Annotated in this window: 21 protein-coding genes; 11 read left to right on the top strand and 10 right to left on the bottom strand. The window is 70.1% G+C overall.

Going from position 1 to position 21,284, the window contains the following annotated elements; translation table 11 throughout:
* Window positions 1-570: 570 nt before the first annotated feature.
* The 5 genes from tyrS to ACFC06_RS28710 all read right to left on the bottom strand — a co-directional run bounded on the left by tyrS (window position 571) and on the right by ACFC06_RS28710 (window position 4,763).
* Entirely contained in the window at window positions 571-1,857 is a 1,287-nt protein-coding gene (gene tyrS / locus ACFC06_RS28730) for a tyrosine--tRNA ligase (RefSeq protein WP_375938486.1), read from the bottom strand.
* Window positions 1,858-1,883: 26 nt separating this feature from the next.
* Entirely contained in the window at window positions 1,884-2,726 is an 843-nt protein-coding gene (locus tag ACFC06_RS28725; RefSeq protein ID WP_375938483.1) for an alpha/beta hydrolase, read from the bottom strand.
* 145 nt (window positions 2,727-2,871) lie between these two features.
* Window positions 2,872-3,504: a DNA-3-methyladenine glycosylase gene (locus ACFC06_RS28720; protein ID WP_375938480.1), complete on the bottom strand. Its 633-nt coding sequence runs from the start codon at window positions 3,502-3,504 to the stop codon at window positions 2,872-2,874.
* Window positions 3,505-3,527: 23 nt separating this feature from the next.
* Window positions 3,528-4,394: an RNA polymerase sigma-70 factor gene (locus ACFC06_RS28715; RefSeq protein WP_375938477.1), complete on the bottom strand. Its 867-nt coding sequence runs from the start codon at window positions 4,392-4,394 to the stop codon at window positions 3,528-3,530.
* A 27-nt stretch (window positions 4,395-4,421) separates the two neighbouring features.
* Complete coding sequence (locus tag ACFC06_RS28710; protein WP_375938474.1) at window positions 4,422-4,763, bottom strand: hypothetical protein; 342 nt, start codon at window positions 4,761-4,763, stop codon at window positions 4,422-4,424.
* A 104-nt stretch (window positions 4,764-4,867) separates the two neighbouring features.
* Here ACFC06_RS28710 and ACFC06_RS28705 point away from each other — a divergent pair, with 104 nt between their 5' ends.
* The 5 genes from ACFC06_RS28705 to ACFC06_RS28685 all read left to right on the top strand — a co-directional run bounded on the left by ACFC06_RS28705 (window position 4,868) and on the right by ACFC06_RS28685 (window position 8,996).
* Window positions 4,868-5,161, top strand: a complete 294-nt coding sequence (locus ACFC06_RS28705) for a hypothetical protein (protein ID WP_375938471.1) — start codon at window positions 4,868-4,870, stop codon at window positions 5,159-5,161.
* A 114-nt stretch (window positions 5,162-5,275) separates the two neighbouring features.
* On the top strand, window positions 5,276-6,787 hold the full coding sequence (locus tag ACFC06_RS28700; protein ID WP_375938468.1) for a multicopper oxidase family protein: 1,512 nt from the start codon (window positions 5,276-5,278) through the stop codon (window positions 6,785-6,787).
* Window positions 6,788-6,861: 74 nt separating this feature from the next.
* On the top strand, window positions 6,862-7,596 hold the full coding sequence (locus ACFC06_RS28695) for an ABC transporter ATP-binding protein (protein WP_375938465.1): 735 nt from the start codon (window positions 6,862-6,864) through the stop codon (window positions 7,594-7,596).
* Entirely contained in the window at window positions 7,593-8,357 is a 765-nt protein-coding gene (locus ACFC06_RS28690; RefSeq protein WP_375938462.1) for an ABC transporter permease, read from the top strand. The genes ACFC06_RS28695 and ACFC06_RS28690 overlap by 4 nt, the downstream gene beginning before the upstream one ends.
* A 21-nt stretch (window positions 8,358-8,378) precedes the next feature.
* A complete protein-coding gene (locus ACFC06_RS28685) occupies window positions 8,379-8,996 on the top strand; it encodes a TetR family transcriptional regulator (RefSeq protein WP_375938459.1) in 618 nt (205 codons plus the stop codon).
* A 36-nt stretch (window positions 8,997-9,032) separates the two neighbouring features.
* Here ACFC06_RS28685 and ACFC06_RS28680 read toward each other — a convergent pair whose 3' ends face one another.
* The 3 genes from ACFC06_RS28680 to ACFC06_RS28670 are packed head-to-tail and all read right to left on the bottom strand — an operon-like array spanning window position 9,033 to window position 11,917.
* A complete protein-coding gene (locus ACFC06_RS28680) occupies window positions 9,033-9,257 on the bottom strand; it encodes a Trm112 family protein (RefSeq protein WP_375938456.1) in 225 nt (74 codons plus the stop codon).
* 9 nt (window positions 9,258-9,266) lie between these two features.
* Window positions 9,267-9,713 (bottom strand): GtrA family protein, encoded by a 447-nt coding sequence (locus ACFC06_RS28675; protein WP_375938453.1) that lies wholly within the window; start codon window positions 9,711-9,713, stop codon window positions 9,267-9,269.
* Window positions 9,710-11,917, bottom strand: coding sequence for a hypothetical protein (locus ACFC06_RS28670; protein ID WP_375938510.1), 2,208 nt, complete (start codon window positions 11,915-11,917; stop codon window positions 9,710-9,712). Before ACFC06_RS28670 ends, ACFC06_RS28675 begins: the two co-directional genes overlap by 4 nt.
* Before the next feature lie 168 nt (window positions 11,918-12,085).
* Here ACFC06_RS28670 and ACFC06_RS28665 point away from each other — a divergent pair, with 168 nt between their 5' ends.
* A complete protein-coding gene (locus tag ACFC06_RS28665) occupies window positions 12,086-13,213 on the top strand; it encodes a glycosyltransferase (protein ID WP_375938450.1) in 1,128 nt (375 codons plus the stop codon).
* Window positions 13,210-14,346 carry a dTDP-4-amino-4,6-dideoxygalactose transaminase gene (rffA, locus tag ACFC06_RS28660; RefSeq protein WP_375938447.1) on the top strand — a complete coding sequence of 379 codons (1,137 nt, stop codon included), beginning with the start codon at window positions 13,210-13,212 and terminating at the stop codon, window positions 14,344-14,346. The genes ACFC06_RS28665 and rffA overlap by 4 nt, the downstream gene beginning before the upstream one ends.
* 37 nt (window positions 14,347-14,383) lie before the next feature.
* On the opposite strand, the gene ACFC06_RS28655 is transcribed toward rffA, so the two are convergent.
* Window positions 14,384-17,401, bottom strand: a complete 3,018-nt coding sequence (locus ACFC06_RS28655; protein ID WP_375938444.1) for an AMP-binding protein — start codon at window positions 17,399-17,401, stop codon at window positions 14,384-14,386.
* A 296-nt stretch (window positions 17,402-17,697) separates the two neighbouring features.
* On the opposite strand from ACFC06_RS28655, the gene ACFC06_RS28650 reads away from it, so the two are divergent.
* The 4 genes from ACFC06_RS28650 (at window position 17,698) to ACFC06_RS28635 (ending at window position 20,957) form a co-directional block, all read left to right on the top strand.
* Entirely contained in the window at window positions 17,698-18,051 is a 354-nt protein-coding gene (locus tag ACFC06_RS28650) for a hypothetical protein (protein ID WP_375938441.1), read from the top strand.
* Between the two features lie 108 nt (window positions 18,052-18,159).
* Window positions 18,160-19,293, top strand: a complete 1,134-nt coding sequence (locus tag ACFC06_RS28645) for a serine hydrolase domain-containing protein (RefSeq protein ID WP_375938438.1) — start codon at window positions 18,160-18,162, stop codon at window positions 19,291-19,293.
* Between the two features lie 49 nt (window positions 19,294-19,342).
* A complete protein-coding gene (ilvA, locus tag ACFC06_RS28640) occupies window positions 19,343-20,566 on the top strand; it encodes a threonine ammonia-lyase (protein WP_375938435.1) in 1,224 nt (407 codons plus the stop codon).
* Window positions 20,567-20,627: 61 nt separating this feature from the next.
* Window positions 20,628-20,957, top strand: coding sequence for a hypothetical protein (locus tag ACFC06_RS28635; RefSeq protein WP_375938432.1), 330 nt, complete (start codon window positions 20,628-20,630; stop codon window positions 20,955-20,957).
* A gap of 3 nt (window positions 20,958-20,960) precedes the next feature.
* On the opposite strand, the gene ACFC06_RS28630 is transcribed toward ACFC06_RS28635, so the two are convergent.
* Window positions 20,961-21,284: a multidrug efflux SMR transporter gene (locus tag ACFC06_RS28630; protein ID WP_278265845.1), complete on the bottom strand. Its 324-nt coding sequence runs from the start codon at window positions 21,282-21,284 to the stop codon at window positions 20,961-20,963.

The following is a 21,284-nucleotide window of genomic DNA, read 5'->3' as shown; positions in this document are numbered from 1 at the left end:
CGTCCTGAGCCAGGATCAAACTCTCCGTTGAAGACTCTCAATCACACCCGAAGGTGTAATCAGAAATATCTAACTAGAGTCCGAAAACCTAGCAAAGCCAAACACCAGCAAAAAGATTCGCTGTTGTTTAAATGTCCACTCCTCAACCGGGGGGTATGAGAAGCGGAACCAATAATAATATTGGCACTGACATTCATCGACACACTATTGAGTTCTCAAAGAACACACGCACAAGCAGAATCACCGAAATTCTTCAGATCTTCCGCAGGGCAACTGTTCCAGCCTAACTTCGCGTCCAGACGATGTCAATCGTAACTCTGGTCACACAGTTGAGGCAATGTCAGGCGCTTCCCCGTCCTACCGCGTTTTCCCTCGCCCCGCCGGTCTCGAAGACCAGCGTCTCGGCTCCGGGTTGGTGTCCGTGTCGCTCTGACTTCCAATAAGTTACGCGCCGGATAACGCCGCGTCAAATCGCCTGGACAGCAGGGTATCTGCGCTGGTAGACGCGGCGCGGCCAGGCGGCGCGTCGGCCTGAATCACACGGATGTGATTCAGACCTCCGCGACGGCTTCAGGCTATCCGACGGACGCCGGCCATGTTCTTCTTTCCGCGACGCAGCACCAGCCACTGCCCGTGCAGGAAATCGGTGTCGGACGGGGTCCAGTCGATGTCGGCGACGCGCTCGTTGTTCACCGAGGCACCGCCTTCGTTGACCGCGCGACGGGCCGCGCCGCGGCTCTCGCACAGACCGGAGGCCACCAGCAGGTCGACGATCGTGCTCGGCTCCCCCGGGGTCACTTCGGCGACCTTGCCGTCCACCGCGGCCTCGCGCAGCGCCGCGCCGAGGGTGGCCTCGGGCAGTTCCCGCAGGTCGCCGCGCCCGAACAGGGCCTGGCTGGCCAGTTCGACCGCGCGGGTCTCGGCTTCGCCGTGCACCAGGGTGGTCATCTCGGCCGCGAGCCGCTTCTGCGCCTCGCGGGCGAAGGGGCGTTCGGTGGTCGCCTGCTCGAGTTCGTCGAGTTCTTCGCGGCTCAGGAAGGTGAACCAGCGCAGGTAGCGCACGACATCGGCGTCGGCGGTGTTCACGAAGTACTGGTACCAGGCGTAGGGGCTGGTCAGTTCCGGGTCGAGCCAGAGGCTGCCGCCGCCGGTGGACTTGCCGAACTTCTTGCCGTCGGCCGAGGTCACCAGCGGCACGGTGAGCGCGTGCACGTGCGCCCCGTCGACGCGGCGGTTCAGCTCCACGCCGGCGATGATGTTGCCCCACTGGTCGGAGCCGCCGACCTGCAGCGTGCAGCCGTGTTCGCGGCGCAACTGCAGGTAGTCGTTGGCCTGCAGCAGCATGTAGCTGAACTCGGTGTAGGAGATGCCCTCGCCTTCGAGGCGCCGCTTGACGGTGTCGCGGGCCAGCATCACGTTCACCGAGAAGTGCTTGCCGATGTCGCGCAGGAAGTCCACGGTCGACAGCGACCCGGTCCAGTCCATGTTGTTGACGATCACGGCGCCGGTGGGTGAGTCGTCGAGGTCGACGAAGCGCTCGAGCTGGCCGCGGATGCGCTGGGCCCATTCGGCGACGGTGTCGGTGGAGTTCATGGTGCGTTCGCCGACATCACGCGGGTCACCGATCAAGCCGGTGGCGCCGCCCGCGAGCACGATCGGACGGTGCCCGGCGCGCTGGAAGCGCTTGAGCGCGAGCAGCGGAACCAGGTGGCCGGCGTGCAGGCTGGCCGCGGTGGGATCGAAACCGGCATAGAGGGTCAGCGGGGCCGCGGCGGCCGCGGCGCGCAGCTCGTCCAGGTCGGTGGACTGCGCGATCAGGCCGCGCCAGGTCAGTTCGTCGAAGATGTCACCGGTCACGGTGTTCCATCTTTCCGTATCGGGGTTCAGACCCTGGCGCGGGTCACCCACGCCAGCAGTTCGGCTTCGACCTCGTCGCGGTTGATCTCGTTGAGCACCTCGTGGCGGGCCTGCGGGTAGGTCCGGTAGGTGATGTCGGTCAGACCGGCGTCGCGGTAGCGCTGCACGAGCAGGTCCGACAGGCGCAGGCCGGCGTTGAGCGGATCCTTGTCGCCGACCATCACGTAGATCGGCAGGTCGGCGCGGACGGTGGCGGGATCGGCGAGGCGGGTCTGCGCGGTGGCCGCGAGCAGGCCCATGTTGGCCTCGTCGATGGCGAATCCGCACCAGGGATCGGCGATGTAGGCATCGACCTGGGACTCGTCGCGGCTGATCCAGTCGGCCTCGGTGCGGGTGGGCTGGAACTCGGCGTTGAAGAAGGCGGTGAGATCGCCGCCCGCGGTCGCGATGGCGGCGAACAGTCCGTCGACGGCGGTGGAGCCGCACAGTACGGCCTCGTCGACGAGGGCGGAATGGTCGAGCAGGTACTGCTGCACGGCGAAGGAGCCGAGGCTGTGGCCGAACAGGGTGATCGGCAGTCCGGGGTGACGCTCGCGCAGGAGGTGGGTGAGGGCGACCTCGTCGGCGACGAGCAGGTTCCAGCCGTCGGGCCCCAGGTCGCCGGGGACCTCGCCCATGCTGTGGCCGTGGCCGCGGTGATCGTCGGCGTAGACGGCGTAGCCGTGCTCGACCAAGCGCTCGGCGAGATGGCCGTACCGCTCGGAGTGCTCACCCATGCCGTGCGCGATCTGCACGACACCGCGCGGTTCGGCGGGCAGCCAGCTCCGGACGTGGATCGTGGTTCCGTCGCTGCTGGGGAAGGTGAACACGGGTACTCCTGCTGGTCGGCGTCGAACTGAGATCCTCGATCGTCGCACTCGCGGCGGGTGCCTGCCATGGGATCCGGCGCCGAGATCGCCGCCGCGGTGTTGGCTCGGCAGACGAATCGACACCGAGCTCAGCGCACCGGTGCGGTCAGCGTGGTGGGATGACGGCCGCGGGCGCGCGGGGACTGCGGCGGTAGGCCGAGACGGCCGGGGAGTCCGGCAGCCAGAACCGCCACGGCACCTCGGCGGCGAGGCTCACGCCGACGCGCGGTCCCGACGCGATCGCAGTGTCCGGCACCGGTGGACGCAGGGTGAGGTGGACAGCCGAGAACGGGTCGAACAGTTCGGTGCCGTAGTCGTCGAGGCTGACGGCGAGGGCGCTGCCCACATTGCCGGGACCGCGGGCGAGGTCGACGTCGGTGCGGGCCGCCGGGCGCCGCTGCCGGGCGATCTCGAGGCCGTCGACCACTTCGCCCGCGCGCACGAGCACCGCACCGGCGACCCCGTCGAAGGTCGCGGTGACGTTGACACACAGGTGGATTCCGTAGGAGCGGTAGATGTAGAGCCGTCCCGCGGGGCCGAACATCACCGCGTTGCGGGCGGTGGGGCCGGGCCAGGAGTGCGCGGCCGGATCGGGCCACGGACCCGCGGGGTCGCTGCCGTAGGCCTCGACCTCCACGATGCGCAGGGCCACCGGTCCCGACGACAGGATGGCGCCGAGCAGCCTGCGCGCGGCGGCCGGTGGATCGACGGCGAGTTCCTGAGCGGACACGACGCCCATTGTCGTCCATCGGCGACGCGGGCTCAGCCGAGCAGCTCGGTGCCCCGGTAGAGGCCGCCGAGTTTGCCGGGGTTCACCTGGAAACGCAGATTGTGGATCAGCCCGTCGACCAGGTCGTAGGTGAAGGCCGCGCCCGGATTGCCCGCGAAGCAGGCCAGGGCGCCGCGTTCGCCGTTGATGTCGGCGGCGGTGAGCTCTACACCGGCCGACGCCGGTTTCGCCAGGACGCCCAGAATCCAGCGCGCGACGTGGTCGGGGCCGTGCATCGGCCTGCGAGCGGCGGTGACGACACCGCCGCCGTCGGACCAGCAGGTGACCTCCGGCGCGAGCAGATCCGTCAGCGCGTTCAGGTCGCCGCCGGCGCACGCGGCCATGAACCGGTCGGTGACGCGGGCGCGCGCGACCCGGTCGGTGTCGAAGCGTGGACGCCGCGACCGCACGTGGTCCCGGGCGCGATGGGTGATCTGGCGCACGTTCGCCTCGGAGCGGTCGAGGGTGTCGGCGATCTCGGCGTGGGAGTAGCCGAAGACCTCACGCAGCAGGAAGACCGCGCGTTCGACCGGGGCGAGCGTTTCCAGGACCACCAGCATGGCGGTCGAGACGGCCGTGTCCTCGGCGATGTCGGGTGAGGTCAGCACCGGTTCGGGCAGCCACGGGCCGATGTACTGCTCGCGGGTGGCGCGCGCCGAGGTGAGCCGGTTGAGCGCCGGATTGGTGACGGCGCGGACCAGATACGCCTTGGGATGCTCGACGGTGGTCCGGTCGACGGCGTGCCATTTCAGCCAGGCGTCCTGAAGGATGTCCTCGGCGTCGGTGACCGTTCCGAGCATGCGGTAGGCGGTCGCGAACAGCAGCCGGCGATGTTCGAGGAACGGGTCCTGTTCGGGCATGGGCTCAACCATGACGCACGGGCCGCGTCAGGCCGGGTGGCGGGTCGCCCGGCCGCCCTTCGACAGCTGGACGGTCATGGTCATCCGCTTGCTGCCCTTGACGGTGGGGATCGGGCTGCTGCTCACGAGCTCCTTGTAGACGCGGGCGGCGCGGCCTGTGAGGTGCAGGCGGCGCGGGGTGTCGTCGGCGTGGGTGAACTGGATGACGGCGTCGCGGCGGCCCAGGCTCACCGGCTGGTGGACGGCGGCGGCGTCACCGATCGCGTGAATCGTGGGGTGCGACACCGACTTCAGGGTCGGGTCGACCACGATCAGGCCGCGTTCGTCGGTGCTGATCCCGGCCGCCGTGGCCAGGGGTGAGACCCGCACGCCGCTGGTCCACAGGGTGAGGTCGCTCGCGAGTTCCCCGTCGCGAGCCGGGCGAGTTCACCGGCGAATTCGTGGGCGGTGCGCGGATCGTTCAGGGTCCACGCGTGGTCGGCGGCGCCGGGGACCGCGGTCGTGTCGGTGGTGCTGCCGAGGGCGTAGATCAGCTCGTCGTAGACGAGCTCGCCCGCTCCCTCGACGTGCACGCGGCGGGTCTCGGGGTCGAGGGCGGTGGCGCGACCCCGGACGAACCGGATGCCGGTGCCGTTCAGGAGGGCGGGGATGTCGTGGTGCGCGAGTTCCTGGCCCGCGGCGATCTGGTGCTCATGGTGACGCTCCTTCTCGGTCGGATATCCAGGGGACAGACGAGCCGGGCCGAACGTGACAACCCCGCGTTGTGATACAGATCACATATGCCTGACCTGCTGGAACGCCGGGAATCAGGGCAATGTCGGGGTCGGGTTGGGGGTCGCTCCCCGATGTGCGGGAGGGTGGTCCGTTCCTACCGTCGGGACATGGTTTCTCCCCCGCGCCGTGTGCGCCGTGCCCTGCTCGGCGTGGGCACGCTCGTCGTCGTCCTGCTCACCGCGATCGCCGGTGGCGTCGGCTGGATCTGGGCCACGGCCGACATCTCCACCGTCGGTACCGAATTCACCCGCCCACTGGCCATCCCACCCCTGGCCGAGTCCACCGTCGATGCCGACGGCACCCGCGTGTTCTCCCTCGACATGCGCAGCGGCACCACCGCGTTCGAGCCCGGAACCGACACCGAGACATGGGGTTTCAACGGCAGCTACCTGGGGCCGACGCTGCGGGCGAGCGCGGGGGAACGCGTGCGGGTCCGGATCGCCAACCAGCTGCCCGAAGCCTCGACGGTGCACTGGCACGGCATGCATCTGCCCGCCGCGATGGACGGCGGGCCACACCAGATGGTCGAGCCCGGCGCGACCTGGACGCCGGAATGGACGGTGGCGCAACCGGCCTCGACGCTGTGGTACCACCCGCACCCCCACGGCGCGACCGAGGACCACGTCCGGCGCGGCCTGGCGGGCATGTTCCTGATCGACGACGCCGCGGCCTCGGCACTGCCGCTGCCGAAGACCTATGGTGTCGACGATCTTCCGGTAATCGTTCAGGACCTGCGCCTGCGCGGCGACCGGCTCGACGGCTCGCACACGATCTTCCGCGATGTCGGGTTCCTCGGCGACCGCACGCTCGTCAACGGCACCCTGGCCCCGTATCAGGAGGTGGGCGACGAGCTGGTGCGGCTGCGCCTGCTCAATGCCTCGACCGCGCGGATCTACACCTTCGCCTTCGACGACGCGCGCCCCTTCGCGCTGATCGGCTCCGACGGCGGGTTACTGGAACGTCCGGCCACGCTCGACCGGGTGCGGCTCTCCCCTGGTGAACGCGCCGAGATCGTGGTGCGGATGCGGCCCGGCGAGCGGACCGTGCTGCGCAGCGAACGTCTCGACGCCGGACTGGATTTCTGGGGCAACCGGTTCGCCGGTGGTGACGACCGCTTCGACATCCTGGAGCTGCGGGCCGCGCCCACCCTGCGCGAATCCGCCCCGCTGCCCGCGGCGCTCGTCCCCGCGTCCACGCCCGACGGCAGCGACGCGGTGACCGAGCGGCGGTTCGATCTGACGCTGTCGGGCATCAACGGCACGGCCATGGCGATGGATCGCATCGATACGACCGTCACCCGGGGAACCACCGAGACGTGGGTGGTGCGCAATACCGACGGGATGCCGCACAACTTCCATGTCCACGATGTGCAGTTCCGCGTGCTCGACTACGACGGTGGCGCACCGCCGCCCGCGCTGACCGGGCCCAAGGACACGATCTTCCTGCCACCGAACACCACCGCGCGGCTGGCGCTGCGTTTCGACGGGCCCGCCGATCCGGACACCCCGTACATGTATCACTGCCATCTGCTCTGGCACGAGGACCTGGGGATGATGGGCCAGTTCGTGGTGGTCGAGCCCGGGCAGCAGGCGGGCACGCCGCACGGACACGCCCACTGACCCTTGCCGTGCGACATCGGCCGCGCTAAATTCATCACGTAGTGAATTCAACACTCGATGAATTGAGTCGGCCGATGTCGCACACTCCACCACCCCAGGACGCCGTCCAGGTCACCGATCTGACCGTCCGGCGCGGGAAACGCACTGTTCTGCACGGTCTTTCGACGCGGATACCGCGCGGGTCGATCACCGGGCTGCTCGGTCCGTCCGGGTGCGGGAAGACCACGCTGCTGCGCAGCATCGTCGGCACCCAGCTGGTGCAGTCCGGCACGGTCACGGTGCTCGGCGAGCCCGCGGGCAGCGCCGGGCTGCGGCGCCGCGTCGGGTATGTCACCCAGGCGCCGAGCATCTACGCCGATATCAGCGTGCGCGAGAACGTCGCGTACTACGCCGCGCTCTACGGACGCGAGCGCACCGATACCGAGGACGCGCTCACCGCGGTGGGATTGCGCGACCACGCCGACCAGCTCGGCGATCAGCTCTCGGGCGGGCAGCGGACCCGGGCCTCGCTGGCCTGCGCGCTGGTGGGCAAGCCCGAACTGCTGGTGCTCGACGAACCGACCGTCGGGCTGGATCCGGTCCTGCGCGTGGAACTCTGGAAACAGTTCCACGACCTGGCCGCCGCCGGGACGACCCTGCTGGTGTCGAGTCACGTGATGGACGAGGCCGATCACTGCGACACCCTGCTGCTGATGCGCGAAGGCGAACTGCTCGCCCAGCTCAGCCCGGACGAACTGCGCGCCGACACCGGCGAGCAGAACCTCGAGAACGCCTTCCTGACCCTGATCACGAGGGGAGCGCGCGCATGAGCACCGCCCTGCGGCCCTATACCGCCACCACCGGCCGGATCCTGCGTCAGCTGCGCAACGACCGGCGCACCGTCGTCATGATCCTGGTGGTGCCCGCGATCCTGATGGCGCTGCTGTACTTCATCTATCAGGACGCGCCGCGCCCGCCGCACGCGCCGCTGACCATGTTCGACCGCGTCGGGATCACCATGCTCGGCATCCTGCCGTTCGTGGTGATGTTCCTGATCACCGCCATCGCCATGCAGCGCGAACGCACCTCCGGCACCCTCGAACGCCTGCTCACCACGCCGCTGAGCAAGTTCGATCTGCTCGCCGGATACGGCTCGGCGTTCTCGCTGGCCGCCGCCGCGCAGGCCGCGGTCGCGTGCGCGGTCTCGTTCTGGCTGCTCGGGATGCAGGCGGCCGGAAGTCCGGGCTGGGTGATGCTGATCGCCATGGTCGACGCCGTGTGCGGGGTGGGGCTGGGGCTGCTGGCCAGCGCGTTCGCGCGCACCGAGTTCCAGGCGGTGCAGTTCATGCCGGTGATCGTGGCACCGCAGATCTTCCTGTGCGGGTTGCTCGTTCCGCGCGATCAGCTGCCCCGCTGGCTCGAGCTGCTCAGCAATGTGATGCCGTTGAGCTACGCGGTGGACGCGCTGCAGCAGGTGTCGACCCATGCCGAGCCGACGGCGACGATGTGGCGCGACATCGCTGTCGTCGCCGGGTTCGCGGTGGTGGCACTGGCCCTGGCCGCGGCCACGCTGCGCCGGCGGACCGCGTGAATCGATAGCGAGGAGGACAGCATGGGCGGCGACGGACGCGAGCCGGGCAGGCGCAGTGGGCGCAGGCCGGGCAAGGCCGACACCAGGACGGCGATCCTGGACGCCGCCCGTGCCCGCTTCGCCGAGGCCGGTTTCGACAAGACCTCCATCCGGTCGGTCGCCGCCGACGCCGGGGTCGATCCCGCGCTCGTGCACCACTATTTCGGGACCAAGCAGCAGTTGTTCGCGGCGGTGGTCGAGTTCCCCGCCGACCCGGAGGCCACCCTGTCGACCGTCGCGGCGGCGCCGGTGGACGAGCTCGGGGAGACGATCGTGCGGACCGTGGTCGCGGTGTGGGACTCCCCCGCGGGCCCGGGCGTGGTCGCCATGGCGCGCAGCATGATCGCCGGCGACCCGAACCTCGCGCGCACGTTCCTGCTGGAGGTGGTGCTGGAGCGGGTACGCACCCGCATCGCCACCGCCGAGGACGACGGGCACGCGCGGGTGGCGCTGGTCGGGGCGCAGATGGCGGGCCTGCTGATCGCCCGCAAGGTGATCAGCCTCGAACCGCTGGCCTCCATGCCGCTGGCGGAGGTGGTCGCGGCGGTCGGGCCGACCATACAGCGCTACCTCACCGGCGACATCGGTGCCACGGCCTGATTCCGGTCAGGACGTGGCACCCGCCAGCTCGAGTGGTCAGGACTCCGAGGCGAAGAATTCGTGTTCGGTGTCGGTGACGTCGCGGGCCTCGTCGATCAGCAGGACCGGGATGCCGTTGTCGACCGGGTAGGCGCGCCGTAGCCGCGGGTTGTAGAGCACGCTCGCGCCGTCTTCGGTGCGCACCAGCTGCAGCGGGCCCTTGTCCTGGGGGCAGGCCAGCAGGCCGAGCAGGGTTGCGTCGAGGGTGGATTCGTGCGCCATGCCCCTAACCTACCGCGCCCGCCGGAACGAGATGTAGCGGTGCCCGAAGAAGCTCAGGACCGCGACCAGCCCCATCACGATCACCGAGGCGGGCTCGGCCGGGAAACCCAGTCCGGTGACGGCGAACTCCACCAGGATCACATTGAGGACCAGCCCGCCGGCGTTCACGCCGCAGAAGGCCAGGAAGTCGCGCAGCACCCGGCCACGGACCCGGAAGACCAGCGTGCGATGCAGCACGAACGCGACGATCGTGCTCACCGCGTAGGCGGCGACCACGGCCAGGCCGGGCCTGCCGTCACCGAGCACCCGCAGCCAGAACACCGCCAGGGCCATGCCGAGCAGGGTGTTGAATCCGCCGACGACGGCGAAGGCCAGCTCCTGGCGTTTCACGATCCGCAGCAGCGGGCCCGGCGTCTCGAGGACACCGCCGCCCGCCGCCGCGGCCTCGGTGGTCATCGCAGCGCGTCCACGAGCTCGGGATCGTCGTCGGGGACCGGGGTCTCGACCGGCGTCTCCTGCTCGTCCTCGGGTTTGCGCCCGCGCAGGTACAGCCACTGCAGGAGCGCCAGGCCGAGCAGGCCGGTGGCGATGGCGGCGCCGCCGATCTTCCAGCCCGGCGGCCGCCAGGTCAGGTCGAGGGTGGCGTCGCGGGTGCCCGCGGGGATGTCGACGGCGACGAAGCTCTTCGCGACGACCTGGAACGGGATGTCCTCGCCGTCGAGGGTCACCCGGTAGCCCGGCCAGCCCAGCCGCGCGAACACGACCCGGCCGCCCGACTCGGAGCTGACCCGCACCCGGCTGGTGGTGTCGCTCTCCGACAGCGAGACCGCGGTGACGCCCTCGGCGGCGGAGATCCGGCCGTTGCGGGTGGAGATCAGCCCGTCCTCGCGTTCGAGGACGGCGATGTACTTCTCGTGGCCGGGGTAGTCGACCCATTTCCAGCCGGTGGGGGCGGGCTGGTTGCGGGCGTCGGGGTAGAGCGCGGTCTGCAGGACGACCCGGTCGACGTTCATCAGGTCGACGACGGTCTTGCCGGTCGACGGCTCCACCGCGAAGGCGCGCCGGTAGGCGTCCGGGCAGACGCTGGTGTCCCAGCGCATGCAGAGCATGTCACCGAACCAGTAGTGGCCGTTGGGGGTGTAGCCGCTGACGTAGGTGCGTTCGATGTCCTTGGCGTAGTTGCCGAAGACCAGCGACCCGTACGCGCCGTCGAGGCTGCGTTCGCCCGGCTGGATCAGGGCGCGGTCACCGAGCTGCAGCGTGGTGCCCGCGAACTCCGGGAACGCCGCGCGCGCCGCGGCCCGGTCGCTGGGCAGGTTCCAGCTCATCGGCGTGGGCTGCGCGCGTTCGACCTGGACGTAGGCGATCGGGAACACCGCGACGATCGCCAGCGCGACCGCCGCCGAGGTGCCCTTGCGCAGGGCCAGCCACACCATGCCCGCGCCGAGGGCCGCCACGGCCGCCGCGGCGAGCAGATGCGCGGGGACGTGGTGCGGGTCGGCCGAGAACGACCGCACCCACAGCAGCCCGATCAGCACGGCGGCCGCGACACACCGTGAGCGCCAGTCCTTCACCGTCGCGAAGCGTCCCAGCAGCACGCAGACCAGCAGCAGCAGACCCAGCGCCACCATCGGCAGCACGCGGGCGGGCCAGCGCAGCGGGCCGATGGTGCCGGGCCCCGCGGTCCACATGAGCGCGGCGGCCGCGAACACCGCGATGCCGGTCAGCTCGCGCCACGCGGTGCGGGCCCTGCCCCAGTCGATGAAGGCCAGGCCGGGGATCAGGAACCAGGCGATGTAGACGACCGGCAGCGGCTGGACATAGCCCCACCAGGAGGTGAAGGCGGGCAGGGTCGAGGGCAGGCTGGCGTTCAGCGATTCCGACCACGGCACGGTGAGGAACTGGTCGTTGTTGATCTGGGCGGTGCCGCGCCAGGTCACCTTCGCCGAGAGCATGCTCGGCAGGTAGGTGGCCACGCCCGCCAGGGCCGCCAGGCCCGAGACCGTCAGCAGTTTCAGCGGGGGACGCCAGGCGCGCTGATAGACCAGCTCGCCGATCGCGACGGCGCCGATCATCAGACCGGCCTCGACCGCGGGGAAGATGTACTGCACCGAGATCGCCAGGTACAGGTAGACGAACACCGGGATCGGCCCGCCGCGTCCGCGCGCGTACCGCACTCCCGAGGCCCACGCGTGCACCATCCACGCCGTGCCGGTGAAGGCGGTCATCCAGCTGGCCTCGTCGAAGAACAGCAGCCAGCCGGTGAACGGGATCGACACGCCCGCCAGCGCCGCCCACTGCACCCGCGAGCCGTAGGCCAGGCAGATCCGGTAGACGCCGAGGCCGAGGATGATCGCGAAGATCAGCTTCACCACGGTCGCGTAGAGCACGAGGTTGTCCACCGAGGGCGCGATCAGGTCGATCAGCAGCTGCGGCGGATTCAGCAGTCCCGCTTCCTCGATGGAGTAATTGCCCGCCATCCAGTGCTCGGGCACCATGACCGGCAGATCACCGTCGCGCAGCCGCCTGCCCAGCATCACCCACAGCGGGACGTACTGGGATTCGGTGTCGTCGGTGTAGAAATGCCGGACGTTGGCGAGCAGAACCGCGCCATAGCCGGCGATCACGCCGAGAGAGGTGAGCAAGCCCCACAGGTACACGGCCCGCCGGGGAGGGGTTCTACTTTCCACCACGAGGACCAGACCCTACAGGTAACCGGCGGAATAGGCACCGCCGCACGGGCCATGGCGCAGCAGCCGACTCGCCGTGGTGCGGTGTTAAAGTTCCCAGCACTGTTGGGTCTGTTCCGGTCACACCGAAAGTCGACGATGCCGATTCCTACCGCACACTCGTCCCGGCTCGGCGCCGTGCTGCACACGGGCGCTCCCGACAGCGGCGACCGGCCCGGCACGGTCCATTCGGTGTCGGTGGTGGTCCCGGTCTACCGGGGCGAGGACACGATCGCCGCACTGGTCGCCGAACTCGACCGGCTCACCGGCCCCACCACCTCCGTGGCGGGCGCGCGATTCGCCATCGAGGAGATCATCCTCGTCCACGACAACGGCCCCGACCGTTCCGACATGGTGATGCAGGAACTCGAGCGGACCTACCCGCAGGTGCGGGCGGTCTGGCTCAGCCGCAACTTCGGCCAGGACGCGGCGACGATCGCGGGTATGGCGGCGGCGCGGGGCGACTGGATCGTCACCATGGACGAGGACGGCCAGCACGACCCGGCCTTCATCGCCGATTTCCTCGACGCCGCGCTGGCCTCGCGCGCGGACCTGGTCTACTCCAAGCCGTCCAACACCCGCCCGCACGGGTTCCTGCGCAATCTCACCTCGCGCGGCGCGAAGATCGTGCTGGCCACGGTGTTCGCCTTCCCCGATTCCACCCGGTTCGAGAGCTTCCGGCTCATCCGTGGCGACATCGGCCGTCAGCTGGCCGAGGTCGCCGCCAACGGCGCGTACCTGGATGTGGCACTGACCTGGGTGGTCGGGCGCACGGTGTCGGTGCCGGTGGTGCTGCGCGCCGAGGGCCGCGACGAGTCCGGCTACAACTACCGGCGGCTGTTCTCGCTGTTCTGGAAGATGGTGCTGTGCAGCGGCACCCGCGGCCTGCGGCTGGTCAGCATGCTCGGGGTCTCGCTGGCGCTGGCCGGGGTGATCATGGCCGCGGTGGTCGTGGTGCAGGCGCTGACCAACAACGACAACAACGATCCCGAGGGCTGGGCGTCGATCATCGTCGTGCTGCTGCTGTGCTCGGGGGCGATCCTGTTCTCGCTCGGCCTGATCGCCGAGTATCTCGGTGTGGCGCTGCACATCCTGGTCGGCAAACCGCTCTACCTGACCGTACAGACCCCCACCCCGCGCCCGGATACGATGCACACGCCGGCCGCGCACCATCGAATCGAGGCCGCGGTGCCGGCCGCCGCGACCGAGAAGGGGCACCGCGAGTGAGCGACCGCATCATCTTCAGCAGGCCGTTCCGGGCGGCCGCCGAACGCGCCAACCTGATGACCGTGCTCGACTCCGATCACAGCCACGGCGACGGCCAGTTCACCAAGTCGGCCACCGCGCGGATCAAGTCGATCACCGGCGCCGGGCACGCCCTGCTCACCACCTCCTGCACGCACGCGCTCGAACTCGGCGCGCTGCTGCTCGAACTCGGGCCCGACGACGAGGTGATCGTCCCGAGTTTCGCGTTCACCTCCGCGGCCACCGCGATGGCGCTGCGCGGGGCCACCTGCGTGTTCGTCGACATCGACGACAGCACCGGCAATATCGACCCGGCCGCGGCCGCCGACGCCGTCACCGAGCGCACCAAGGCGATCCTGGTGATGCACTACGGTGGCGTCGCCGCCGACATGGCACCGCTGCTCGAGCTGGCCGCCCAGCACGGCCTGGCCATCATCGAGGACAACGCGCACGGCTTGGGCGGCACCTGGCGGGGCAGGCAGCTGGGCACCATCGGCACCCTGGGCACCCAGAGTTTCCACGACACCAAGAACGTGCACTGCGGAGAGGGTGGCGCGCTGCTGCTCTCCGACGAGATCCTGATGAGCCGCGCCGAGATCATGCGCGAGAAGGGCACCGACCGCGCCCGGTTCCTGCGCGGCCAGGTCGACAAGTACTCCTGGCAGGACATCGGTTCGAGCTATCTGCCCAGCGAACTCAACGCCGCCGTCCTCGACGCGCAGCTGGCCGAGTTCGACACCATCCACGCGAACCGGCATCGGGTGTGGGACACCTACGCGGCCGCGCTGCCCGGCTGGGCAGCGGCCAACGATGTGCGCCCGATGACCGTGCCGCAGGACCGCGGCCACACCGCGCACCTGTTCTATCTGCGGATGCCCACCGAGGACAGCCGCGACGGCCTCATCCGGCACCTGGCCGGGCAGGGCATCGTCGCGCCGTTCCACTACATCCCGCTGGATTCCAGCCCCGCCGGCCTCAAGTACGGCCGCACCCCGGTGCCGTGCACCCGCTCGGCGAACTTCTCGGCCACCATCCTGCGGCTGCCGCTGTGGCCGATGCTCGACGACGCGCAGCTCGGCCGCGTCGTGGACGCGGTCACCGCCTACCGGGTGTGAGCGTCCCGCGCGGCCCGGGAGGCCGCGCGGGAACGCCTCAGTTCCGGCCGAACAGCTCGGCCGCGGCGGCCTCGGTGAGCACCCCGTAGGTCTGGGTCGAGCGGTCGTAGATCCAGGTGTCGGGTCCCGGCTGCGGCAGCCCGGCGGCCTGGACCGCCGCGGCCGAGGGCCGGAAGCTCGGGCTGCGCGGGATGTCGTCGACCACGTAGACCAGATCCGGTCGCTGATCGAGCTCGAGCGCCCGCATCGCCTCGGTGACATCACCCGGTTCGATCCGGTGCCCGGTGCGCACGCTCAGCGCGGCCGCGGCCAGGGTGCCCGCCGCGGTGGGCAGCGCGAAGGCCACCTCCATGTCGACGGCGGTGATGTCGTTGAGCACGTCGACGATCGGCTGGGTGAACACCGGACCGCGCCCGGTGCGGATGACGGTGTCGCGGCGGTCCAGCAGCCAGTAGTCGCCGTCGCTGTCGCGGCGGAACAGGTTCTCCGTCGGCCACCAGGCGTCACCGGCCTTGAACACCCCGCGCAGCCCACCGTCGGAGATGTCGCCACCGTCGACGGCCTTGCCCAGCAGCAGGCCGGGCTCGTTGTCGGCGCAGCGCCGCGCGAAACCGCTGTCGCCCACCAGGATCTGCTCGCTGAGCGGGTCGTAGGCCACCAGCTCCACGCGCGCGGTGCCCGGCACCGGCCTGCCCTTGGACCCGATCTTGGCGCCGTCGACATTGGCCAGCACCACGTCGCCGTCGATGGAGGCGTAGAACTCGAGCACCCGGGCCGGCTCGAACTGCTCGACCGTGCGCCGCCACAGCCCGGCGGGCATGCCGGAGCCGATGAACAGCCGGATCGGGTGGTTGTGCCCGGCCGGGAACACCTGCGCGTCGAGCAGATCGCGCAGCATCGTCCAGGTGTAGGTGACCACGGTGACGCCGTAGCGGTGCACCTCGGCGGCGAAGCGGCCCGGGTCCATGTCCATCGGCCGGGCCAGCGCGATCCGGCTGCCACCGGCGATGGCACCGCCGAGACTCACCAGCAGTCCCGAGGAATGGTGCAGCGGGGCCAGGCAGTAGACGGTGTCGCGGCGGTCGAGGTCGGCCGCGCTGGCGGTGCCGAAGGCCGACAGGGCCCAGCGGTGGTTGGTGATGTACTTGGCCTCGAGCCGGTCACCGGAACCGAGCACCAGCACGAACGCGAGTTCGCGGGCCAGGCCCGGGTTGGGGCGGTACCAGGCGGGCACGCGCACCCGTGCCGGGTCGATCTGCTCGAGGTCGATCACCCGCTCGCCGGTCGGCACCGGCAGCTGCCGGGTCGCGCCGCCGCCGAGCACCAGCACCCTGGCGCCGGTCGCCGCGGCCGCGCGCAGGTTCTCCGGATCGGTGATCAGCGTCTGCACGCCGGTGAGCTCGATGGCCCGGTCCAGTTCGGCGCCGGGGGCGAGCAGCACCGCGACAGCGCCGAGGCGCGAGAGCGCGGCCACCGAGGCCAGCGCGCTGGGCCGGGTCTCCATCATGATGCCGACGCGGGTCGCGGGCCGGATGCCCACCGAGATCAGCCCGCGCACGATGTTGTCGACGCGTTCCTCCACCGCCGCGTTGGTGTGCACACGGTCGTCGAAGAGCACCAGGTCCTTGTGCGGGGCGCGGCGCGCGTGCTCGGTGAGCAGCTTGCCCAGCGAGATGCGGGTGTGCGGCTGGATCATGCCCAGGCGGGTCAGCCGGGGCAGCGCGCGGGCGGCCTCCCCCGCGATCTCGAACGACCCGCGCACCGTGCTGCTGGCGATACCCTCCAGCGCCTTGCCCACACCCGCGCCCGCCTCGGCCAGCGAGGCGGCGGTGTGCACCATCCGGGTGGCCGCGGTGCGCGGGGCATTGCTCGGCACGTGTTCGCGCATGGGGACGATCGCCTCGGGCAGGGTGCCGTTGCCGTCCATCCAGCCGATCCAGTCCCGCACCAGCGGCCAGGTGTGGTTGGTCGCCATCGAACCGGCCACCAGCCCGAAGTGCCCTGCCACCAGGCTGGCCTCGTAGACCTCGGCGTTCGGCGCGGCGCGCACGATGCCGCGCACCGCCGCGGGCTGACCGATGTCGTCGACCTCGCCGACGAAGGCCAGGATCGGGCACTTGAGCTCGGCCAGCGACACCGGGTGATCACGGATCACGAAGCCGCCCAGCATCATCCGGTTGTGCGCCACGAACTGCTTGAGCAGATCGGCCACCGCCGGACCCGAATACCCCACCCAGCCGTCGCTGTTGAGGAACCGGCGCTGACGTTCCTTGGGCAGCAGCGCTTCCCGGTCGTGCAGTTGCAGCAGGAAATCGATGCGCGACTTCGCGGTCTTCACCGGGTCGAGCATCTGGAAGCCCACCCGCACCATCGATTCGGTGATCGGCAGCCGGTGCATCACGTGGTCGGCCAGGAAGTCGGCCACCTCCGAGACCAGCCCGTAGGGCAGCCCGAACGGCATGCCCGCGACGATGTCGACCGGGCTGCCGAAGGTGACGATGGAGGCCACGCCCTTGCCGTAGCGGTAGGCCGTGGTCTGGTAGGCGAACATGCCGCCCTGCGAGTACCCCATCAGGTGCACCTGTGCGCCGGTGGCCTCGCACACGGTGTCGATCGCGGAGTTCACCGCGAGCACGTGATCGGCCAGATCACGTTCCCAGCCGCCCTCCTCGGTGGCCGGTGAGCCGAAATCGATGACCCAGCAGTCGATTCCGCTCGCGTGCAGGATCCCGACCGCACCGCCCGCCGCGTTGACGTCCCAGATGTCGGCATTGACCATCAGCGGCGGCACCAGCAACGCCACCGGACGGCCCGACGTCGTGTCGTCCGGGAAGTAGTGCCGCAGCCGGTACATCCGCCTGCGCTCGACCACCTCGAACGGCGAGGACTCCACATCGTGCGCCAACCCGCCGAAACGGATGACCTCCAGCCCGTTCTGCGCGGTAGCCAGCAACCGCTGCACCGAACCGACCACACCCTTTGGACTGATATCCACTGTTCCCACCTGGCCTACCCTGCTGAAAGTGACACACCTCACACACCCCGATGTGCTCATATGAGCTAACCACACCGGACCTCCATTATGTGTCGGCTGTGACAGGCCGCATGTTCCGGCGATTCGCATCACAACCGCTGCTCAGCGCACCGGGGCTCCCCGCTCCCCAGCGTCTTCGGTGACGGTCGGGACCAGCGTGTGGACCGATGATGACACATCCGATAGATGCGCATATCTACATCTTCCGATGCTTCACAGTTCCTTGGCCAAATCACAGGATCGCCACAGTCGGCGACCAGGCCACCCACCCATCCTGGACAGGGAAAGTTTTCCGCAGAGGTGAGTGAGGTAGAGCGATGGTCGAGGTCGAGGTTCACGACGACACGGTGACGGTCCATGTACTCGGCGGGCACCGCCTCCTCGCCCTGCGCCAGCAGGTCGTGATCGACCGGGCCGCGATCACCGAGATCACCACCGCGGAGGTGGACCTGCGCCCGCCGTGGGTGCGCGCACCGGGCACCTTCATCCCCGGAGTGATCGCCGCCGGCGTCTACCGCGGCAAGGGCCGGAAAGAGTTCTGGGACACCACGTTCGGCGGCAGTGCGGTGCGCATCGATCTCGACGGGCCCGACTTCACCCGGCTCGTCGTCGACGTCGACGATCTCGACGCGGTCCTGGACGCGCTGACCGCCGAATCCGTCGGCGCCTGACCCGCGCGCGGCAGGCTCACCGGACGGCCGGTCCCCCACCGGTGGTGGCATGCTCGGCTCATGGGATTTTCGACAGCGCAGTCGGTGGATCGACGTTTCGTCCGTGTGGTGGCCATTTTCGATCGGTTGTTCCGCACCCCGGCGCACGGCGGGGGCGCCCTGTGCGTGTACCTGCACGGTGAGCCGGTGGTCGACGTCTGGGCGGGCTACGCCGCGCCCGGGGTGCCGTGGACGGCGGACTCGGTCGCGTTGGGGTTCTCCACCGGAAAAGGTGTGGCCTCCACGGTGATCCATCAGCTCGCCGAACGCGGGCAGATCGACTACGACACCGCGGTGGCCGAGTACTGGCCGGAGTTCGCCGCGGCAGGCAAGTCCCACATCACCGTGCGCGATGTGCTCACCCACCGGGCGGGCCTGCACCGGCTGCGCGGCCTGCTGCCCGGCCCGGTGGAGTCCTTCTTCGACGACAGCGCCGTCACCGCCGCGCTCGCCGCCGCCACACCCGATCCCCGGCACCGCGTCACCAGCGGCTACCACGGCATCAGCTACGGCCATCTGGCCGCCGAGCTGGTGCGGCGGGTGACCGGGCGCGAGTTCACCGAGGTGGTGCGCACCGAGCTGGCCGAACCGCTGGGTGCCGAGGAACTGTGGTTCCGGGTGCCCGCCGACCAGCGCCACCGCATCGCCACCACCTTCCCGCGCCTGCGCGCCGCGGGCATGGATTGGGACCGGGGCTCGGATCTGCTCACCCGTACCAGGTTCGCGGCCGCCGCCGAGACCACGCCGCGGGGTTTCGCCGAGCTCATCGTCGATCCACGGGTGCACGATTCGGTGATGCCCGGTGTCAACGGTGTCTTCTCCGCGCGCGCTCTGGCCCGCCTCTACGCCGCGCTGGCCAACGGCGGCGAACTCGACGGCACCCGCGTCCTCGACCCGGACTCGATCCGCAGGTTCAGCGCGCGGCAGGTCTTCACCCCGGACTACGTGCTGGCCTTCCGGATTCCATGGGCGCTGGGCTACCACGGTGTTCCGATGAAACCCTCCAAGGCCGACCCGATCTCGGCGTTCGGCCATTTCGGGCTCGGCGGCTCGGGCGCCTTCGCCGATCCGGAAACGGGGCTGTCGCTGGCCTTCGTCACCAACCGGCTCGGCGGCAAGCTCACCCCACTCGGCGACGCGCGCCTCACCCGCCTGGGCACGGTCGCCCACAACATCGCGAAAGCCAGCGCCGCGGCCCGGTGAAACGACACGGGCCCGCGCCGTCGCGTTCGGCCGTGCCCGTCCTGGCACGATGTGGCGCATGGAGACGGTCGGGCTCGAGCGGATCGAAGCTGCGGCGGCGCTGCTGGCGGCGGTCATCCGGCGGACACCCACCGTGGCGTCCCGGGTGCTGTCGGACCGGGTGGGTTCGCCGGTGCTGCTCAAGTGCGAGAACCTGCAGCGCACCGGCTCGTTCAAGCCGCGCGGCGCCTACAACCGGATCGCGCACCTGCCCGACGCCGAGCGGGCGCGCGGGGTGGTGGCCGCCTCGGCGGGCAATCACGCGCAGGGAGTGGCGTGGGCGGCGGCGGAACTGGGCATCACCTCGACGGTGTTCATGCCGGTCGGGGCCTCCCTGCCGAAGCTGATGGCCACGCGCGCCTACGGGGCCGAGGTGCATCAGATCGGCGACACCATCGACGAGTCCCTGCTCGCCGCCCAGGAATTCGCCGAGCGCACCGGGGCGACGCTGATCCATCCGTTCGACCATCCCGACATCGTCGCCGGGCAGGCCACCGTCGCACTCGAGATGCTCGAGCAGGTGCCCGAGGTCGGCACGGTGGTCGTGCCGACCGGCGGCGGCGGGCTGCTGGCCGGGGTGGCGGTGGCCCTGCACGCGCTGGCGCCCCGGGTGCGGGTCGTCGGGGTGCAGGCGGCCGAGGCGGCGGCGTGGCCGGATTCGCTGGCCGCGGGCACCCCGGTGCGGGCGGCGCGGATGGCGACGATGGCCGACGGCATCGCCGTCGGCCTGCCGGGTGCGGTGCCGTTCGCCCATGTCGCCGAGCTGGTGACCGAGATCGTCACCGTCGACGAGGACGCGTTGTCCAAGGCGCTGCTGCTGTGTCTGGAGCGCGCCAAACTCATCGTCGAGCCCGCGGGCGCGGCGGGTGTGGCCGCCCTGCTCTCCCCCGCCCTGCGCGCGCTGCCGGGCCCGGTGGTGGCGATCCTGTCCGGCGGCAATATCGATCCGCTGCTGCTCACCCGCGTGATCGGTCACGGGCTCAGCGCGGCGGGCCGCTACCTGGCGATGCGGGTGACCATCGCCGACCGGCCCGGGGCGCTGTCGGCGCTGCTCGGTGTCGTCGGGCGCGCGGGGGCGAGCGTGGTCGACATCGTCCACTCCCGCACCGGCATGTGGCTGGCGGTCGACGAGGTCGAGGTCTCGCTGACGGCCGAGACCCGCGGTCCCGCCCACCGCGACGAGGTCCTCGACGCCCTGCGCGATGCCGGGTTCCGGGTGCGGGCGGAGCTGTGAACGCCCATGTCCACCCGCTAGGGTCGGCAGTCCACCCCTCACCGACGACGCTGGGATCACCGTGACGACAGGACAGCACCACCCCACCATCCGCCCCGCGACCGGACCGGATCTCGATGCTCTCCAGGCGCTCGCGCGCCGCACGATCGACATCTGCTACCGCGGGTTCCTCGGCGACGAGGCCGTGGACTGGTTCGTCGGCAGCGGCGCCTCCGACGAGCACGTGCGCGGCCACCTCGAGCAGGGTCATGTGCACTGCCTCGATCTGGAGACCTTCCCGGACAATGTCACGGCCAGGTCGTTCTACGACTCGTGCGGCTGGGTCCTCGGGGATCGGCTGGAGGACGAGGGGCCCGCCAAGCTCGAATACACCAAGAGCGCCGGCGACTGAAAGCTAGTGGGCGCCGCCGAGTTCCAGGGCCAGGACGCCGAGGATCACCAGGCCGATACCGCCGACCTGCACCAGCGTGAGCCGCTCCCCCAGGAACAGCACGCCGATTCCGGCGATGGCGGCCACCCCGACCGCCGACCAGATGCCGTAGGCGACGCCGATCGCCATGCCCCGCTTCAACGCCTGGGACAGGAAGAAGAACGCGGTGGCGTAGCCGATCACCACCACGATCGAGGGCACCAGTTTGGTGAATCCCTCCGAGAGTTTCAGCGAGACGGTCGCGGTCACCTCGGTGGCGATGGCCAGTGCCAGGAAGAGCAGGGTCAT

It is taken from the genome of Nocardia sp. NPDC056064, assembly GCF_042266925.1.
Classification (GTDB): domain Bacteria; phylum Actinomycetota; class Actinomycetes; order Mycobacteriales; family Mycobacteriaceae; genus Nocardia.
This window is presented reverse-complemented; position numbering and strand designations above follow the sequence as displayed.

What these genes read in the sequence shown, in the direction of transcription:
- ACFC06_RS28630 (WP_278265845.1), bottom strand. Translation starts at nt 21,284, where the DNA reads ATGACCCTGCTCTTCCTGGCACTGGCCATCGCCACCGAGGTGACCGCG.
- ACFC06_RS28665 (WP_375938450.1), top strand. Translation starts at nt 12,086, where the DNA reads ATGCCGATTCCTACCGCACACTCGTCCCGGCTCGGCGCCGTGCTGCAC.
- ACFC06_RS28695 (WP_375938465.1), top strand. Translation starts at nt 6,862, where the DNA reads ATGTCGCACACTCCACCACCCCAGGACGCCGTCCAGGTCACCGATCTG.
- ACFC06_RS28700 (WP_375938468.1), top strand. Translation starts at nt 5,276, where the DNA reads ATGGTTTCTCCCCCGCGCCGTGTGCGCCGTGCCCTGCTCGGCGTGGGC.
- ACFC06_RS28680 (WP_375938456.1), bottom strand. Translation starts at nt 9,257, where the DNA reads ATGGCGCACGAATCCACCCTCGACGCAACCCTGCTCGGCCTGCTGGCC.
- ACFC06_RS28715 (WP_375938477.1), bottom strand. Translation starts at nt 4,394, where the DNA reads ATGCCCGAACAGGACCCGTTCCTCGAACATCGCCGGCTGCTGTTCGCG.
- ACFC06_RS28650 (WP_375938441.1), top strand. Translation starts at nt 17,698, where the DNA reads ATGGTCGAGGTCGAGGTTCACGACGACACGGTGACGGTCCATGTACTC.
- ACFC06_RS28655 (WP_375938444.1), bottom strand. Translation starts at nt 17,401, where the DNA reads ATGAGCACATCGGGGTGTGTGAGGTGTGTCACTTTCAGCAGGGTAGGC.
- ilvA (WP_375938435.1), top strand. Translation starts at nt 19,343, where the DNA reads ATGTGGCGCATGGAGACGGTCGGGCTCGAGCGGATCGAAGCTGCGGCG.
- ACFC06_RS28690 (WP_375938462.1), top strand. Translation starts at nt 7,593, where the DNA reads ATGAGCACCGCCCTGCGGCCCTATACCGCCACCACCGGCCGGATCCTG.
- ACFC06_RS28720 (WP_375938480.1), bottom strand. Translation starts at nt 3,504, where the DNA reads ATGGGCGTCGTGTCCGCTCAGGAACTCGCCGTCGATCCACCGGCCGCC.
- ACFC06_RS28685 (WP_375938459.1), top strand. Translation starts at nt 8,379, where the DNA reads ATGGGCGGCGACGGACGCGAGCCGGGCAGGCGCAGTGGGCGCAGGCCG.
- ACFC06_RS28675 (WP_375938453.1), bottom strand. Translation starts at nt 9,713, where the DNA reads ATGACCACCGAGGCCGCGGCGGCGGGCGGCGGTGTCCTCGAGACGCCG.